Origin of the sequence: Ancrocorticia populi (assembly GCF_003123745.1) — a bacterium.
Taxonomy (GTDB): Bacteria; Actinomycetota; Actinomycetes; order Actinomycetales; family Actinomycetaceae; genus Ancrocorticia; species Ancrocorticia populi.
Genome location: NZ_QETB01000005.1, coordinates 136,289 through 152,733, shown reverse-complemented (window position 1 = coordinate 152,733; position 16,445 = coordinate 136,289). Strand labels below are relative to the sequence as shown.

Annotated in this window: 16 protein-coding genes; 3 read left to right on the top strand and 13 right to left on the bottom strand. The window is 58.2% G+C overall.

Annotated elements, in window-relative coordinates:
* Nucleotides 1-75 precede the first annotated feature (75 nt).
* From DD236_RS09910 to DD236_RS09880, 7 genes are all read right to left on the bottom strand, one after another.
* Complete coding sequence (locus tag DD236_RS09910; RefSeq protein ID WP_109094351.1) at nt 76-546, bottom strand: response regulator; 471 nt, start codon at nt 544-546, stop codon at nt 76-78.
* A 47-nt stretch (nt 547-593) separates the two neighbouring features.
* A complete protein-coding gene (locus tag DD236_RS09905) occupies nt 594-2,108 on the bottom strand; it encodes an SLC13 family permease (protein ID WP_109094236.1) in 1,515 nt (504 codons plus the stop codon).
* 94 nt (nt 2,109-2,202) lie between these two features.
* The gene (locus DD236_RS09900) at nt 2,203-3,678 is read right to left on the bottom strand and encodes an anion permease (RefSeq protein ID WP_109094235.1); all 1,476 of its coding nucleotides are present in this window, start codon (nt 3,676-3,678) and stop codon (nt 2,203-2,205) included.
* Nucleotides 3,675-4,301, bottom strand: a complete 627-nt coding sequence (gene ttdB, locus DD236_RS09895; protein WP_109094234.1) for a L(+)-tartrate dehydratase subunit beta — start codon at nt 4,299-4,301, stop codon at nt 3,675-3,677. The genes DD236_RS09900 and ttdB overlap by 4 nt, the downstream gene beginning before the upstream one ends.
* The gene (ttdA, locus tag DD236_RS09890) at nt 4,298-5,227 is read right to left on the bottom strand and encodes a L(+)-tartrate dehydratase subunit alpha (protein ID WP_207785789.1); all 930 of its coding nucleotides are present in this window, start codon (nt 5,225-5,227) and stop codon (nt 4,298-4,300) included. Before ttdA ends, ttdB begins: the two co-directional genes overlap by 4 nt.
* Before the next feature lie 248 nt (nt 5,228-5,475).
* Nucleotides 5,476-6,555 (bottom strand): helix-turn-helix domain-containing protein, encoded by a 1,080-nt coding sequence (locus tag DD236_RS09885; RefSeq protein ID WP_165819892.1) that lies wholly within the window; start codon nt 6,553-6,555, stop codon nt 5,476-5,478.
* A 47-nt stretch (nt 6,556-6,602) separates the two neighbouring features.
* Complete coding sequence (locus DD236_RS09880; protein ID WP_109094232.1) at nt 6,603-7,616, bottom strand: reverse transcriptase family protein; 1,014 nt, start codon at nt 7,614-7,616, stop codon at nt 6,603-6,605.
* 314 nt (nt 7,617-7,930) lie between these two features.
* Between DD236_RS09880 and DD236_RS09875 the strand changes: the two genes are divergently transcribed.
* Together DD236_RS09875 and DD236_RS09870 are read left to right on the top strand one after the other, a co-directional pair.
* A complete protein-coding gene (locus DD236_RS09875; RefSeq protein WP_109094231.1) occupies nt 7,931-8,200 on the top strand; it encodes an ACT domain-containing protein in 270 nt (89 codons plus the stop codon).
* Between the two features lie 14 nt (nt 8,201-8,214).
* A complete protein-coding gene (locus DD236_RS09870; protein ID WP_243410233.1) occupies nt 8,215-9,573 on the top strand; it encodes a PFL family protein in 1,359 nt (452 codons plus the stop codon).
* Between the two features lie 76 nt (nt 9,574-9,649).
* Here the strand turns inward: DD236_RS09870 and tsf are convergent, their stop codons facing one another.
* Both tsf and rpsB read right to left on the bottom strand, forming a co-directional pair.
* The gene (gene tsf, locus DD236_RS09865) at nt 9,650-10,498 is read right to left on the bottom strand and encodes a translation elongation factor Ts (protein WP_109094230.1); all 849 of its coding nucleotides are present in this window, start codon (nt 10,496-10,498) and stop codon (nt 9,650-9,652) included.
* Between the two features lie 30 nt (nt 10,499-10,528).
* Nucleotides 10,529-11,401: a 30S ribosomal protein S2 gene (gene rpsB, locus DD236_RS09860; protein WP_109094229.1), complete on the bottom strand. Its 873-nt coding sequence runs from the start codon at nt 11,399-11,401 to the stop codon at nt 10,529-10,531.
* Between the two features lie 346 nt (nt 11,402-11,747).
* Between rpsB and DD236_RS12330 the strand changes: the two genes are divergently transcribed.
* Complete coding sequence (locus tag DD236_RS12330; protein WP_109094228.1) at nt 11,748-12,323, top strand: M23 family metallopeptidase; 576 nt, start codon at nt 11,748-11,750, stop codon at nt 12,321-12,323.
* Here the strand turns inward: DD236_RS12330 and DD236_RS09850 are convergent, their stop codons facing one another.
* Genes DD236_RS09850 through DD236_RS09835 form a run of 4 tightly spaced genes read right to left on the bottom strand, consistent with a single transcriptional unit; the run spans nt 12,324 to nt 16,405 of the window.
* A complete protein-coding gene (locus DD236_RS09850) occupies nt 12,324-13,250 on the bottom strand; it encodes a tyrosine recombinase XerC (RefSeq protein ID WP_109094227.1) in 927 nt (308 codons plus the stop codon).
* A 53-nt stretch (nt 13,251-13,303) separates the two neighbouring features.
* Nucleotides 13,304-14,428 carry a DNA-processing protein DprA gene (gene dprA, locus DD236_RS09845; protein WP_165819891.1) on the bottom strand — a complete coding sequence of 375 codons (1,125 nt, stop codon included), beginning with the start codon at nt 14,426-14,428 and terminating at the stop codon, nt 13,304-13,306.
* Nucleotides 14,421-15,938, bottom strand: coding sequence for a YifB family Mg chelatase-like AAA ATPase (locus DD236_RS09840; protein ID WP_109094225.1), 1,518 nt, complete (start codon nt 15,936-15,938; stop codon nt 14,421-14,423). The genes dprA and DD236_RS09840 overlap by 8 nt, the downstream gene beginning before the upstream one ends.
* A complete protein-coding gene (locus DD236_RS09835; protein WP_109094224.1) occupies nt 15,935-16,405 on the bottom strand; it encodes a YraN family protein in 471 nt (156 codons plus the stop codon). Before DD236_RS09835 ends, DD236_RS09840 begins: the two co-directional genes overlap by 4 nt.
* Between the last annotated feature and the right edge of the window lie 40 nt (nt 16,406-16,445).

Genomic DNA, 16,445 nt, shown 5'->3' with positions numbered 1-16,445 from the left:
ATTCCTTTCATTAGGATGATGCCGGGGAGCAGATGCCCGTCAGTAAGCCTACCAGCGAGCACAGCGTTTGCCCCACTACCGCCAGACTTCTAGAATTCGCTCCTCGTCCAAATCCCGCATGTAATGTAGCGGATCCACGCCGTTTTCCAACACATAGTCGGTCAGAAGCTCCCGGACCACTTCACATAACTCGCCCGCTTCCCACGGCTTAGCAACGTAGTAGTCCAAGTGAGCCTTGTTAACCGCCCGCACAGTATCGTCCAAATACGCTTGCCCGGTCACAAGAATCTTCTTGGCGTCCGAAACTCGATCGTCTTCCGAGAGGGAAATAAGGAAATCCACCCCGTCCCGATCAGGTAGCCGATGATCGGACAAGACGAGCGCAAGCTCATCCTCCGATTGGACGATCTCCTCCACTACATCCCACGCGTCCGCATAGCTTTCAGCAGACTCAAGCTGGAACCGATCGGCGAACGGTTGAAGATCGCGTTCGAGCGCATGGCGCACCTCGGGTTCATCCTCGAGGATGAGAATACACAATGTCATGAGGGCCTCCTCGCCGGACATCGCCGTCTTTCTACTACAGGGTGAGTTTAGATAACGCCGAGCATATCCCATAAATGAGGCATGACGAACGCCAACAGCACAACCCCAACTCCACCAATGACCAAGCCCACCTTGACCATGTCCTTGGTCTGAACTGCGCCGGTGGAATAAGCGATTGCGTTGGGTGGCGTGGAAATCGGCAGAAGCACTCCCATGGAACACGCTAGTGCCACAACAACGGCAATTTGGGCGGTAGTACCTTCCAGTCCCGAAGAGATACCGATCGCCATAGGGATCAGCAGATTGGCCGCAGCCGAATTAGACAAGAACACACCAACAACCGCTGTCAGCGCCGCCAGAGCCAAGAACACAACGGAGGAGGGAATAGACTCCCACGCAATCGAACCGATCAGCCATTCGTCCAGCCCCGTCAGCCCAACACCACTTCCTAGAGCAATACCACCGGCCACCAGCCAAAGGATCGGCCAATCCAGCTTGCGGATATCACCTCCGTTCATTACACCCAGCAACAAGAGCGCAACAACTGGCAGGAATCCCACGGTATTTGAGGAAACGCCGTGCAGGGGCTCGGTCATCCACAACACAATCGTTGTGATCGCGACGATATAGAAAGCGATCGCCCGCTTAGACGTGTTGAACTTAGCGAAAGTGTCTATTTCCATCTTGAGGTCCGCTGGGATAAACGAGAACGCGATAAACGCCCACACCGCGATCATCATGATGATCGCCAGCGGAACCGCGGCAATCATCCATTCAACGAACGTGATGTGGATTCCATTGTTTTCCAGTGCTGCCAACGCGATGGCGTTTGGAGGTGAGCTCACGGGCGTGGAAATACCACTCACGTTCGCCGCCGCCGGGATCGAGAGCGCTAGGCCCGCCCTCGCCTTTCCCTCCGGAAGCGCCTTCATCACGGGAATCACCACCGCGAACATGGCGGCGGTGGTAGCAGTGTTAGACATGAACATGCCCAACAACGCGGTGATGGCCATGACGCCCAACACCGTCAAGCGAGCGCTTTTCAGGAACGGCCGCAACAGTACGGCCGCGAGAGCTCTATCTACCCTGAACTTTGCGGCACAATCGGCCAGAAGAAAGCCACCCATGAACAGGATGATGACGGGGTTAGACAGGGAGTTAAAGAATGTTTCGGCGCTCGGAGCGTCCTCTGCTACGGGCAGGATCGCCTGATCGGAGATCAAGAGCACCTGAGCAAATATCACCGCTACCGCAGTTGCATAAAGGGGCACCGCCTCGGTTGCCCACAAGAGGATGGCGGCGATGAAGATACCCAGCATGCGCTCGCCCGCTGGTCCTAGACCTGGGATGTCCACCAAGAGCGGGATGAGGAGGCCAAAGCCCGCCCCAACGCGCCCCAGTAGCTGGGACCGCGTGAGGCGGGACTTGGCTCGGCGCTTTTTGAGTTTGGACCGCGTACTGATTTCTGCTTCGCCCGTGCGATGCCGTTCTGCGACCTTCCGGCGGAATCCCCGAAACGGCTTGGCGTTCCCGTCTGATTTTGAAGGCGGGATGGTATTCATGGTGGGCTGAGTCCTCACGTTGAGCGGATGACCGCCACCAGTTTACACGATGACCATATTTTCCCCGACGACGACGTCACCTCTCACGCCATACTCACCACACACCGATAATGTTCCACCAAGCAGTCCCGATCACAAGCCAGACAACAAGGTGCATTACTCCAATGATGAGGCCGTTCACCCACCACGCCCGGAGTTCAACATAGCCGGACCCAAAGTAGATTGGCGCCGGACCGTTTCCGTAATGGGTAAGGCAACCCATGATGGTTGGCAAAGCGCCTAGGAAAACTACGAGCGGTACCGCTGGAAGCCCAAGGGCCAACCCGACCGCGAGGAATACGGCGAACATCGAAGCTGCATGCGCAGTTCCAGATGCGAACAAGTAGTGGGAGAGAGCGTAGACCACTGTGAGCGCAACAAAGGCGATAATTGGACTCATTCCTTGCGCTTCCAGCCATCCACCCACGCCGTCTCCGAACCACGAAATGAATCCGGTGGTGTTAAGGTAAGTTCCCATCATAACCAGCGCAGCGAACCACACAAGGGTGTCCCATGCGGCCTTTTCAGACTTCATGTCTTCCCAAGTGAGCGCCCTACCAATGAGCAGAGCAGCAAGCCCGATGAAGGCAACCGTGGTGGCGTTGAGAATGTCCGCGCCGAACACCCAAAGGACGATGATCACAACGAATACTGCAAGGGTTGTCCATTCGGGTCTCGTGACCTTCCCGAGTTCCTTGAGCTTCTCCACAGCTTCCTTGGGCGCCTCTGGGGTCTTCTTCACTTCAGGAGGATAGGTGAAGTAGAGGATAATCGGCACCAGAATGACGCCAATGATACCCGGCAGCAAAGCTGCCATCAGCCACCCGGTCCACGAGATATCCACACCTTGCTCCATGGCAAGTTGAACTGCCATGGCATTTGGCGCCGCACCCGTGAGGAAAATGACCGAGACGGCCAGATCCATGTTGTATCCAGTGAGCGCTAGGTAGGAACCAACCTTTCGGTGCGTGGACGGATCCTCCGTATGCGAGCCAGCCTGCTCGGCAATCGACTTGGTGATCGGGTAGACGATTCCGCCAGCGCGGGCCGTGTTCGAGGGGATGAAGGGAGAAAGAGCCAGATCCGTCAGTCCCAGCCCGTAAGCTAGACCAATTGTGCTCTTACCAAATACCCGGATGAACAAGTAGGCGAGCCTCTCACCCAACCCCGACTTTACAACGCTTCGCGCGATAAAGAAGGCCGAGACGATGAGCCAGATGGTCGCGTTGGAGAACCCACTGAGCGATGCCTCAATGGACCCCTTGGCGTCCCCGGGGACCAGAACCTGAGTTCCGGCGCAAAGCGCCATGGCCACGACAGACAGCGAACCCATCGGGGCGGCCTTCATGATGATGCCTACGATGGTTGCGAGGAAGATGGCAAAAAGGTGCCAAGCGTTGTCTTCAAGGCCGTTCGGCGTGGGGATCAGCCATAGAGCTACGCCCAATAGAACGCATATTGCAAGTTTAAGCGGGCTAACTTCCGCCTTGAGCTTCCCGGCCGCCGAAGTAGCAGTGGCCTGAGCGCTCATTTAATGTACCTAACCTTTTCGTACAAGGACGGGAGAACAGCATCCTTCCTGATGTTGTACTCAACCTTCTTCTGCTCGAAGATGTTGTTGCCCTGTGTATCGATCGAAACGATGAGCGGTCCAAACTGCTTGACACGTAGAACCCATAGCGATTCCGGCATACCAAGTTCGGGCCAATACCTGCCTTCAACTTCCTCTACGGACGTAGCAGCGATCACCGCGTTGCCCGCAGGGAACACGCAGTGAAGCGCCTTGTATTCTGTGCATCCGCGTTCGGTGTTAGGACCCATGCCTCCCTTGCCAACAACTAGCCTCACACCGGTCTTACGGATGAACTCGTCCTCGAACTTCTCCATCCTCATCGAGGTTGTGGGGCCAACCGATACACACTCGTACTTTTCTTCCTCGCCCTCATTTTGGCCTGATACCTGCCGCATGATCGGGCCTGCATGCAAGATGGCACCCTCGGAGATATCGATGGGCAGCTCACGATCTAATTCAACAACACGTCGGTGAGGAACGTCCCGGCACGTCACAATGTATCCGTCGAGGAATACAACGTCCCCGACACGAAGATCTTCAACATCTTCCGGCTTGATTGGTGTGGTCAGTGTGGTGGTCACAACTCCATCCCCTTGTGTGTGAGTAGCTCATAGCTAAGATCGCTTTTGATTCGAATTGTTCCGCGGCGGTGCGACCAACAACCGGTGTTGACCGCAACCGAGAGAACCGATGGATGGCGTGCAGAGTTCTCGATGTGTACTCCCATGACGGAGCGGTTCCCACCAAGGCCCTGAGGCCCAAGTCCGATGGAATCAATCGCATCCTTTAACAGGACTTCAAGCTCAGCGGCCTTCGAATTGGCCGAATGGCTTCCGACTGGACGCATGAGTGCCGCTTTGGACATGTAGGCGGCAGAATCGATGGACGTACCGATACCCACTCCCACAAGCAATGGCGGGCATGCATTCACGCCGTACGACGTCATGACATCAAGCACAAACTTGACGGCGGCCTCGTAGCCTTCGCCTGGCATCAGAGTCTTACCCTGTCCCGGGAGGGAGCAGCCACCGCCGGCCAGATAGACGTCCACTTCCAGTTCATCCGAGTTCGAGATCATCTGGGAGTAGATCCATGGCGACTTGGTTCCGGTGTTGGTACCAGTGTTCACTTCCTCAAACGTCTCAACTGAGTTGAGACGCAGTGGAGCATCTGCTGTGGCCTTATCAACTGCCTTTTCCAAAACATCTTCCATGACATCGATGTACGGAAAATGTGTTCCCACGCGCATGAACATCTGAACAAGCCCGGTATCTTGGCATGAAGGGCGCCGCAGATCCCATGCGAGATTCTGGTTCTTCACCATCGTCTCATAGATCATCTTGGCCATCGGCTGATCTTCTTCCTCAGCCAATTCGCGGAGCTTCTCTGTCACATCATCAGGTAATTTTTGGCTGACGATCGTCGTGAACGTCCCGATCATATCGATTAGACGTGCAGCTCCATCATCTAGCTCCATGCCCGGTTGGCTCTCAACCTGTGTACTCATAACCCGAGACCTCCCTTGCTATAGGTGGGGTATGTGTACTCCTAGTATTTCGAGGACCGCCAGACGGCGCTGTGCTGATCTTCGGCAAGAGACACTCTGATGCTCGCACTAACACCGTGTGCGCGAACACACTAAGGCAGCCGCGACAAAAGAATTCCCCAGACAATTCGGCGTGTTTTCAGGGCTTCGCGCGTAAACGGCAAACTAGGAGGACCAGCAGTTCCGAATTAATGCCCATTCAGCTTGGGCTACTGCACTCCGGAGAGCTTCTCGAGACGAGAGATCAGATCATGGGCCAAATCGATTGACTCGGCAATCGATCCCTCCACCAGTGGTCCAAGCGCCGGACGTGGGCACACGCTGGGGCAGGACCCCGCCATCTGAGCGAAGCTCCGAAGTACCCGATTGATTCTCTCACTGGAGCGAGGAATAAACTGCTCGTGGAACGACTCATCGACCAGTTGGATCCGGTCACCAAGCTCGCGCAAATGCTGCCGGTACTGCGATGGGGTCTTACCAAACGCTTGGTGAAAAGCGGCGTTAAACGATTTCACTTCGGGAAACCCGCTTTCTATCGCCACATCGCTGATACGTTTTCCCGTCTGGCTAAGTTCGGTGACCGCGTGTGCCAGCCGGACTCGGCGAATATACGCCGAGGTTGTCATCCCGAGAGTCTGACTGAACAGCTCGGATACGTAACTCGGAAAGTATCCCGTAACCTCGCTGAGCTGTTTGAGCGTAATCCGTTCACAGTGGTGCCGTTCAATGTACGCCGTGGCTCGGGTCAGCGCGGTATCACGCCCAATCGTGTCAGCTCGGAGTGTGGGCGCCTCTTCTACCACAAAGTGTTCGAAGAGTAACTGAACAACCCGAGCAAGCCCCGACTCATACGAGGCGATAGCTCCCGGAGAATCTGCGGGGGTGCCCAGCATCATGCCCGCGAGAATTCGCCGCAATTCGGTGAATCCGGGGTCCGACCGAGTGACGGGGGTACTCCGGCAAGCGAAAGTCTGCGCCGCACCGTCAGGTGTGAAGCCTGCCAAGTAAGACTGGTCCAAGTGGAGGAGGAGTACTACAGAGTTCGGCGTCTTGGCGAGCGTTGCGTGCCCTTCACCCGAGTTAATGAGGACGAGATCCCCAGGCCCCAAAACCGATGTTGATCCATCTGCACATACTTCAACCTCACCGGTCAGAACGAGCAGCAATTCGAGAGCGGGGTGCCAATTATAGTGATAGGAGCCGATTTCATACACATATTGCCATGCGTGGATCCCACGTGAGGGCGCGAGATGCTCATAATAGAACTCATCGTTTCTGCCCTGTCCCATGGCTCCAGTGTGCGCTGGCAACAGCGAAAATACGTGGGCCAATGGTCTCACCATGGAGCGGACAACGCCTTCATCCAGCGGCGGTACATCGGCGCCGCCCAGTCAGGATCTACGGACAAGGCAAAGGAGAGGCATCCCCCAACATAGCCGATCATCGCCGACGGATCATCGAAGCCCCTGTGATCGGCGTGGTGGCGAACGCCAAAGCCCTCAACGCCGCGCACGTGCTGCTCAATCCTCCTCCTGATTTCGGGAAGAAGCCGCACGTTGTTTTCCGTTACCAGAAGCCCCAAGACCACATGCCTCGCCCCAGGCGGGACCACGTGCGTCTTCTTCTTGTGCACCTGAAAGCCGCAGCTCTGCACGACTCCAGTCACTTGGCTAATGAGGTCACTCGCGCGCACGCGATCGAAACCATCGCGTGTAGAGAACGTAAGATCGTCGCTGTATCGGGTATAGGTGATACCTCTATCCCCCAACAGTCCAGAGAGGGCGCGGTCAATCCGTGTGGCCACGGCATTCGCGAGCGCTCCCGATGTTGGCGCACCCTGCGGGAGCACTCCGATGGTTCCGGAAACGTAAGAGGGCACGGCCGTGTAACGAAAGCCTGGTGCACGGGTGGACGATTTCATTTCTTCACGTGTGCACAAACGCGCCATTTCGAGGCTTATGAGACGCTCATACCCAAGGTCACGGAACACCTTGTAAACGCGTTGTTCGGTTACCGTCCCGAAGAAGTTATGGATATCCATCTTGACGAGCCAGCGGGCTCCCACGTGGGCCTTCGCGCAGTGAGCAATGGAGCGGCCCCTGCGGTACGCATAGCTCGCACTGTGCTCATCGAGTCCGTCCAACACATTGTGCAGGATCCAGCGTTGTACATGCATGAGTGGCGGCTCGGGAGCCGAGATGGGGCGTACCCCTCCCCCGCGTTTAGCTCGCTGTAGGCTCATATAGGGGTCCGTGCGCCTCTCCACGATGGACCTGAGGTACCAATACGGGGTTTCAGTGAGCGTGGCAAGCTCACCGAGGCTTGCTACGCTAGCCGGGTCTTTGCTCATGAGAATGCCTCCTGGGCCAGTGGAGGATCGCAACTAACTTTGATCTCGACGTTGTCAAACGGAGAGTTGCCGGAACGGGGCGGGACGGCAGGTAGATGCGTAGCAGATAGCTGCCGCCGCCCAACCATTGCGGAAGCTCTTCCGTAGAGCACGGTCAGCCGCACCCCAGATTGAGGGGAATCCCCTCAACCCTTCGAGCCAGAAAACTGGCACAACCGCTTCGCTGCGATCTCTCCAACTGGTTCAATAAGCCTATACCGCAGTGACTGGCGTGTGAAGGGAAAAGTGGCAGGCTTCGTGACAGACTAGGTTTCATGCGCGCAATTATGACGGTCACCGGTATTGACCACACAGGCATCATCGCGGCAATCGCGACCGGGCTCGCCGAACACGATGCCAACATCACCAACGTCTCACAGACGCTCATGGGCGAATACTTCACCATGATCCTCCAAGTGGACTTCGAGGAAACCGATATCACGCTGCCAGAGCTTCAGGCCGCCATGAGCAAGATCGGTACAAGCATCGGAATGGAAGTTCACATGCAGTCCGAAGCCATCTTCAACGCAATGCACAGCCTGTAGGGAGGATCTTGTCAATGGCCATGGACACGGCTGACAACATCTTGGAGACCATCCAGATGATCTCCGAGGATAGACTCGATATCCGCACCGTCACGATGGGTATCTCCCTCATGGATTGCGCCGATAGCGACGGGGAAAGGGCCCGTACCCGCTGCTTTGACCGCATCACCGCGCAGGCTGCTCGCCTCGTTGAGGTGTGCGAGGAACTCGAAGCCGAGCTGGGCATTCCTATTATCAACAAGCGGATTTCCGTCACCCCTATTGCACTCGTTGCAGCAGCCTCACACGAATCCGACCTACTCCCGTGGGCCCGAATGCTCGATGACGCCGGAAAACAGGCCGGCGTAGATTTCATTGGAGGATTCTCGGCTCTGGTAGAGAAGGGTGCCACATCCTCCGATCAGAATCTCATCTCCTCGATTCCGCAAGCCCTGGCCCAGACGGATATCGTGTGTTCCTCGGTGAACATCGGATCCTCCCGCGCCGGTATCAACATGCATGCCGTTGCCGATATGGGACGCGCCATCGTAGAAACCGCGTCACAATCAGAGGGCGGCCTAGGCGCGGCGAAGCTGGTGGTGTTTGCTAACTCCGTTGGGGACAACCCCTTCATGGCCGGTGCCTTCCATGGACCCGAAATGCCCGACTGCGTGGTCTCGGTTGGGGTATCCGGCCCCGGAGTAATCAAACGTGCCATCGAGGCCGTGCCCGACGCTCCTTTTGACATAGTTGCCGAAGCGGTTAAGAAGGCCGCCTTCAAGGTGACCCGAATGGGTGAGCTGGTGGGCAACCTCGCAGCGGAGCGTCTAGGTGTCAAGTTCGGTATCGTGGACCTCTCGCTGGCACCCACGGCCGAAGTGGGAGATTCCGTAGCCCGCGCTCTCGAGGCCATGGGCATCGAACGAGTTGGTGCTCACGGGACAACAGCGGCACTCGCCCTGCTCAACGATGCGGTGAAGAAGGGCGGTCTCATGGCCTGCTCCCACGTGGGGGGCCTCTCCGGATCGTTCATCCCCGTGTCCGAGGATGAAGGAATGATTGAGGCTGCCGCGATGGGAGCTATCTCGCTCGCGAAGCTCGAAGCGATGACGGCTATCTGCTCCGTGGGGCTGGACATGGTGGCTGTACCCGGCGATACGCCCGCGTCTGCCATCGCCGGCATGATTGCTGATGAGGCCGCCATCGGAGTCATGAATCATAAGACCACCGCGGTCCGCGTGATCCCCGCACCCGGCACTCAGGAAGGCGATATGGTCGAATTCGGTGGGCTCTTAGGGCAGGCTCCCGTCATGCCCGTCAGCCCGTACTCCTCTGAGGCCTTCATTGCTCGCGGCGGTATCATTCCCGCACCCGTGCACGGTTTCAAGAACTGAGGGGCGATTCGTCGTCGTCGACAATGAAAAAGCCGGGGTACATGACGTACCCCGGCTTTCTAGCTACTAGCGCCGATTACTCAGCGGAAGCACCCACGCGCAGGCGAACAAAGCCAGTGACCTTGCCGCCGGCGGCCTTAGCAACCTGGCCCACGGAGACCTTGGGATCGCGAGCGAAGCCCTGATCCTCCAGCACCACGGACTTGTAGAAACCGTTCATGCGGCCCTCAACGATCTTCGGGACAGCCTTCTCGGGCTTGCCCTCGGCGATCGTGGTTTCGGTGGCGATGCGGGTCTCGTTATCCACGACATCCTGCGGAACCGATTCACGGTTCAGGTAGGAGGGGGACAGAGCCGCGATGTGCACAGCGATATCGTGAGCAACGGATGCTGCTCCTGCATCGGTGGACACAAGAACACCAACCTGCGGCGGCAGATCTGGGTTCGTGCGGTGCATGTAAGCCTCAACGTGCGCACCTTCAAGAACCTCGACGTGAGAGATTTCCATCTTCTCGCCGATGATGGCAATCATGCCATCAATGCGGTCCTTAACCGTGCCCTCGCCCAGCTTGGCGCCAAGGAGGGAATCAACGTCAGAAGCACCCGAAACCACAGCGGCTTCGATGATCTCTTCCGACATCTCGATGAACTTCTCATTCTTAGCCACGAAGTCAGTCTCCGCGTTCACCTCAACGAGCACGCCGCGCTGGCCTGCCGCAGAATCGCGAACTGCGGACACTACCAAGCCGTTCGCGGCCGTGCGGCCCTCACGCTTGGAAATGGACTTCATGCCCTTGACTCGAAGGATCTCCTCGGCTGCGGTGACATCGCCATCCGCTTCGTCGAGAGCCTTCTTCACGTCCATCATGCCTGCGCCGGTCTTGTCACGCAGCGCCTTGACGTCAGCAACAGTAAAGTTTGCCATCTACGTTCTTTCTACTGAGTTTTCGGGGAATCAGGCCTGAGGAGCGTCCGCTGCGGGAGCTTCTTCTGCCTCTGCCGCGGGAGCTTCTTCTGCAGCCGGAGTCTCTTCAGCTGCGGGTGCCTCTTCGGCCGCGGGAGCCTCTTCGCCTTCACTGGCAGCGAGAATCTCGCGCTCCCACTCGGGCATGGGCTCTTCCTCAGTGGCAGCTCCGCCGCCACGTGCCAAAAGGCCATCAGCCACGGCATCAGCAATCACGCGGGTCAACAAGCCAACGGCGCCAATGGCATCGTCATTGCCGGGGATCGCGTAATTGACATCATCCGGATCACAGTTGGTATCGAGGATGGCAACAACGGGGATATTGAGCTTGTGTGCCTCAGCAACTGCCAAGTGCTCCTTGTTGGTGTCAACGATCCACACGGCCGAGGGAACCTTGGTCATGTCGCGGATACCGCCGAGCGTACGCTCGAGCTTTTCCTTCTCGCGGCGCATCATGAGGAGTTCCTTCTTGGTGCGGCCAGATCCTGCCACATCGTCGAAGTCAATGAGCTCCAGCTCCTTGAGGCGGGAGATACGCTTGGAGACTGTCTGGAAGTTGGTCAGCATGCCGCCGAGCCAGCGCTCGTTCACGTAGGGCATGCCAACGCGCTCAGCCTGCTCCTTGACGGCCGTCTGAGCCTGCTTCTTCGTGCCAACGAAAAGGATGTTGCCACCGTGAGCAACGGTCTCCTTGACGAAGTCGTAGGTCTTGTTGATGTAATCAACGGTCTGCTGGAGATCGATGATGTAGATCGAGTTACGATCGGTGAGGATGTAACGCTTCATCTTCGGGTTCCAGCGGCGGGTCTGATGCCCGAAGTGGACACCAGCTTCAAGCAGCTGGCGCATGGTAACGACTGCCATGGTCGTCCTTTCTCAGGCGCGCGTGTGCGCGCGGTTTGGTTTGTACATCGGGCGGTTGCTCGATGCCCTAGTGCCCCACCGGCCACCTCTCTGACGAGACCGTGGAGGCCGAGCGCCCCGCCGAAGCGAAGCGAAAAAGGCACGCGAAGTCAGCCAGCTCACGCTAGCTGCCCATCAAGTTTATCCGAGGCGGGCTCCGCCATCTAGGCGGGAAGGGGTATCAAATGGTGTTCTTGGCTACATACCCGGGGCGCCGAGGTTTCCCCAAGCATGTTTCGTGTGAGGTCTGTCCACAGGGAGACGGACGGCGGCTGGCGATGGATCGCGTACCTGAGATGCTCGTCACATGAGAGCACCAATGACTTTAGGGGCCGCCGCTATTCTCCTTTCCTCTGCCGCGTGGCTATGGACAGTTCAGCCGTCTATGGATAACCAGGAAGAGCCTACCGAGTCTTCCCGGGCCGCGACATCCTCGGCCGAGGCAGGTTTGCAGACTATGGCGCAGGGGGCCAACCCCTCACAAGACTTTCAGTGGCCCAGCGGGTCCGAGGTACCTGTGATTCGGAAGTTCAACAATCCATCCGAGCGGTGGCTGCCGGGCCATCGAGGGGTGGACTTGGGAATGTCGGAGGCAGCGGACATCAAGGCTGCAGCATCCGGCACCGTCATGTACGCGGGGCGGCTCTCCGACCGCAACGTAGTCTCCATCGAGCACCAGAACGGACTCCGAACCACATACGAGCCAGTGACCCCGACCGTCAAGAAGGGCGAATCAGTAGCCCGAGGGCAAGTAATCGGCCAGCTCGATTCTGGCCATCTCGCGGGTTCCTGGGTTCTACACTGGGGTGCGAAGTATTCTGGGGACCGCTACATCAACCCGCTCTCCCTCTTGGACTACTCCCCAATCAGACTGTGGGAGTAGTCAGGCGCGCGGGTGAGCCTGAACGAAGCTCTGGCGTAGGCGTTCGGCGCTCACGTGTGTGTAGCGCTGGGTTGTTGCGAGCGATTCGTGTCCCAAAATCTCCTGAACCGTTCGCAAATCCGATCCCCCGTCCAGCAGATGGGTGGCTGCCGAATGCCGCAGATCGTGGGGAGAGATGTCAGGAACGCCCGCCTGACTTGCGAGCCTATGTACGGTGTCACGCACCGTGCGCGGATTGATTCTCTTTCCACGTGCGCCCACGAAAAGCGCCTTTTCAGTGGCGGGCCCACCAGACGTAGGTGCGGCAACCAGTTGGCTTCGAACATCAAGGTAGGCCATGAGCGCACGCATTGCGGGGACTCCGTATGGGGCGATCCGTTCCTTGTTCCCCTTGCCAATCACCCGGACCGTGGAGTCCGGCCGGAGCGAGGATACGTCTAGTTCACATAGTTCACTGACCCGTAGACCCGCCGCGTAAAGCAGTTCCAACATCGCCGAATCTCTCACGTGGAGTGGATCGCCATCGGCGGCGCGATCGTGGACGAACCCGAGGAGGTCTCGGGCTTGATCTTGGGTGAGGACGTGCGGAAGCTCGTTAGAGGCGCGCGGTGCCTTCAGCCGGGCCGCCGCATCCACATCCGTAAATCCACTGCGGTACAGCCACGAGGAAAAGGTGCGGATAGAGGCGGAGTGCCGCGCCATCGAGGAACGGGCCTCCCCGCTGCTTGCTTCGGCCAGCCAAGAACGCACGTCCTCGAGGTTAAGCCCAGATAGATCGATGGGCTCACCCGGGTCCGCATCGATTGACCGCGTGATGAAAGCGCACAGCGAACGCGCCTCATAGAGGTAGGCCACCACCGTATTCTCGGAAAGCCCACGCCTAAGCCGCAATTCTCGCTCGTATTGAGAGAGCAGTTCGTTGATCATCACCCGTTGTCCCACTCTTCCAGCTTAGTTGCTCGGCCCGGCACGGTTGGCTATCACGCACTCCTCTTGGCAAGGCGCCATTTCCCGCCTACCGATTCGGCGATCCCCTCCATCTCTAGGTTTCCCAGTCCCCTCATCGTTTCTTGCGCGCTCAGTCCGGCAGTGGCCGCTATCTTCTGGAGTGTTGCCGCGTGTGTGACGGGCAATGCATCCTGCACACGCAAAGAGAGAGGGTTGTTTGTAGGTCCTCTTCGGTAAACAACGTCCAGCGCCCCCTGGACACCGTTGGCGATAGATGTATAGCCCAAGAGCTCCGCAGCTTCGGCCGCCGTGGTGATACAGGTGGCGTTTTCACGTAGGAGGCGATGGCATCCCGCAGATCGCACGGAGGTGAGCGGGCCAGGTATCGCCCCCACCTCGTGCCCGATCTCGAGCGCATGCCGAGCGGTGTTGATCGCGCCCGATCGATAGGGGGCTTCAGCAACCACGGTGGCGCGCGTGATACCAGCGATGATCCTATTTCTCGCGAGAAAGCGATGCCTGTGTGGCGACGCCCCCGGGGGAACCTCTGACAGCAAGAGTCCGCCCCCGTTCAACATGGCAGAGAACAGGTTCTCATTGCGCAACGGATAGGGCCGATCAATCCCGCCCGCCAGAACCGCAATCGTTCGCCCCTGAGCCTGTAGAGCTCCCCGATGGGCGGCCGCGTCGATACCGAAGGCGCCACCCGAAACAATTACCACCCCCATCTTCGCCAGTTCAAAGGCGAAATCGGTTGCAACGCGGCTGCCGTATTGGGAAGCATCGCGAGTTCCCACGATGGCGATGCTAGGGCTGGCGAGAGCAGTCACGTCACCTCGGTACCAGAGGCCGAGCGGACGGCGCTCCCCGAGATCTTCGAGGCTCTGGGGCCAGTTAGGATCCGACGGAATAAGGAAGCCTCCCAGCCCTTGCATGGTCCGCCGATCGCGCTGAAAAGCATCATCGCTTATCCGCCCGGCCCAACGTTCGGCCACCTGCGCGTATTCTCCCCAGTCAGATCTCTTCTTAGGAGCTCTGAGCCACTCAAGCGCCCCGGCGTATCCCCTCTCTTCGATGAGCTGGTACGCCCGAACATCCTCGCCTTCGCATATCCGGGTCCATGCCATGGCGGCATCGCGTTCACTGAGGCTAGACATGGGACACTCCCCGTGATCGCAGTGCGAAGGCCTCATGTATATCCTCCTCCGCGGGGCTCTCACGCCCGGCAAGATCGGCAAGAGTCCACGCCACGCGAAGTATCTTTGCCACGCTCCTCATGGAGAGCTGGCCAGTGACCAGCACATTATTGATGAGATCATCGGCGCGATCCGGCAAAACGGTGTTGTCACGCAACCATGCGGGCGAGGCCTCGGAATTCTTCGTCCATCCCGAACTCTCGAGCCTGCTCACCATCCGCTCCTGCGCACCATAAACACGTTCGGCAACTAGCCGGGAAGGTTCACCGATGCTAGGCGAGGCAAGCTGAGCCCGCGAGAGCCTGTGTAGCACGATATTGAGATCGAACCGATCTAGCATGGGCCCACCGATGCGTCGGAAGTAGTCCCTACGTTCACGGGGACTACATGTGCACTGCAGAGAATCCTCATAAAACATGCCACATCGGCAGGGGTTAGCGGAGCCAATCAATTGGAACTTCGAGGGGAAACGAACCGAATGCTTGGCTCGGTGAATATCTATGTAACCTTCCTCCATCGGCTGACGGAGTGCCTGCAACACCGAACGGGGAAACTCTGGGAGCTCGTCGAGGTACAGTACACCGCGGTGCGATCGCGAAATCGCTCCCGGCCGCGGATTCGTTCCTCCGCCAATGAGTGCTATCGCGCTCGCGGTGTGGTGTGGAGTGCTCATCGGAGGAATACGCGAGAGCGCTCCGGCAAAATCCCCGGCAGCCGATGCAATCGTGGCCACCTCAACCGCCTCCGCGGTGGTCAGCGGTGGCAGGATCCCCGGGAGACACCCCACTAGCATTGACTTCCCAATTCCTGCCGAACCAGTCATAAGAAGATGGTGTCCGCCAGCAGCGGCAATCTCTAGCGCCCTGCGCGCCTCTTCTTGGCCGCGAACGTCCTCGAGGTCAGGGATTAATGGAGCAGGCACCGTGCCAGTGGCATCGATTTCCGGTCTCTCAGGCACACCCGCGCAATCCACCCCGGCGTCCTGTGCAACTTGGCTCAGATGCCACAGTGCTGAGACATGTACCTGAGCAAGCGTGGCTTCACCTCGAGATCCATATGGAACAACGAGGTGTGCATCGGGGCGGCGCGCCGCCCAGAGAGCAGCCGGAAGGATTCCCCGCACCTGTCGCACTGATCCATCCAGCCCGAGTTCCCCGATCCACGTGATGTTCTCGCTTACCCTCCAAGAAGACATTGCGGAGATGATTGCCACTGCGATACCAAGGTCAAAGCCCGTCCCAGATTTGGGAGTATCGGCGGGTGATAAGTTGACCGTAACTCGGGCGGTCGGGAAAGAAATACCTGCCGCGGCGAAGGCCGCCCTGATTCGCTCTCTCGATTCCGATACGGCGGCATCTGGAAGCCCAACAATCGTAAAGGCCGGCAACCCGCGTAGGAGCGCTACCTCAATCCGAACACCATGGCCCTCCACCCCCAGAATCGAGACGGCGTGTGCGATCCCAAGTTTCATAAGACTCCCTCGATATGGCAGAGGTTCCATGAATGGTCCGCGGATACCGTGATAGCAATGACGTCAATTTCAAGGAGTTCGGCATGCATGTTGTGAGTAGAGATCCAGAATGCCAAGAGTTGGCGCAACCGTGCCAATTTGGCCCGAGAAATGGACTCAATGGCCGGGACACGGCCATGATCGCGGCGCGTCTTTACTTCGCACGCGAATATCGAACCGCGGGCGGGATCGTAACAGATGAGATCAATCTCCCCGCGCCGGCAGCGCCAGTTCCGCTCTAGAATCTGGATGCTTCTGGCCCTGAGGTGGCGATAGGCCACCTCTTCTCCCCACACACCAAGTTCTTGTGTGGTGGATCCGCATCTTAACTCCGGCGGATCCCACTCCTTGCCAAGATCAATTTGCTCATCCCGATAAGGTGGTCGAAGAATGTGGGGCGTTTCTACTGCCGAACTCGCTGTACTCATGCTTCAAGCAAAGCCGACCGCTAGTGCTTACACGGCCACC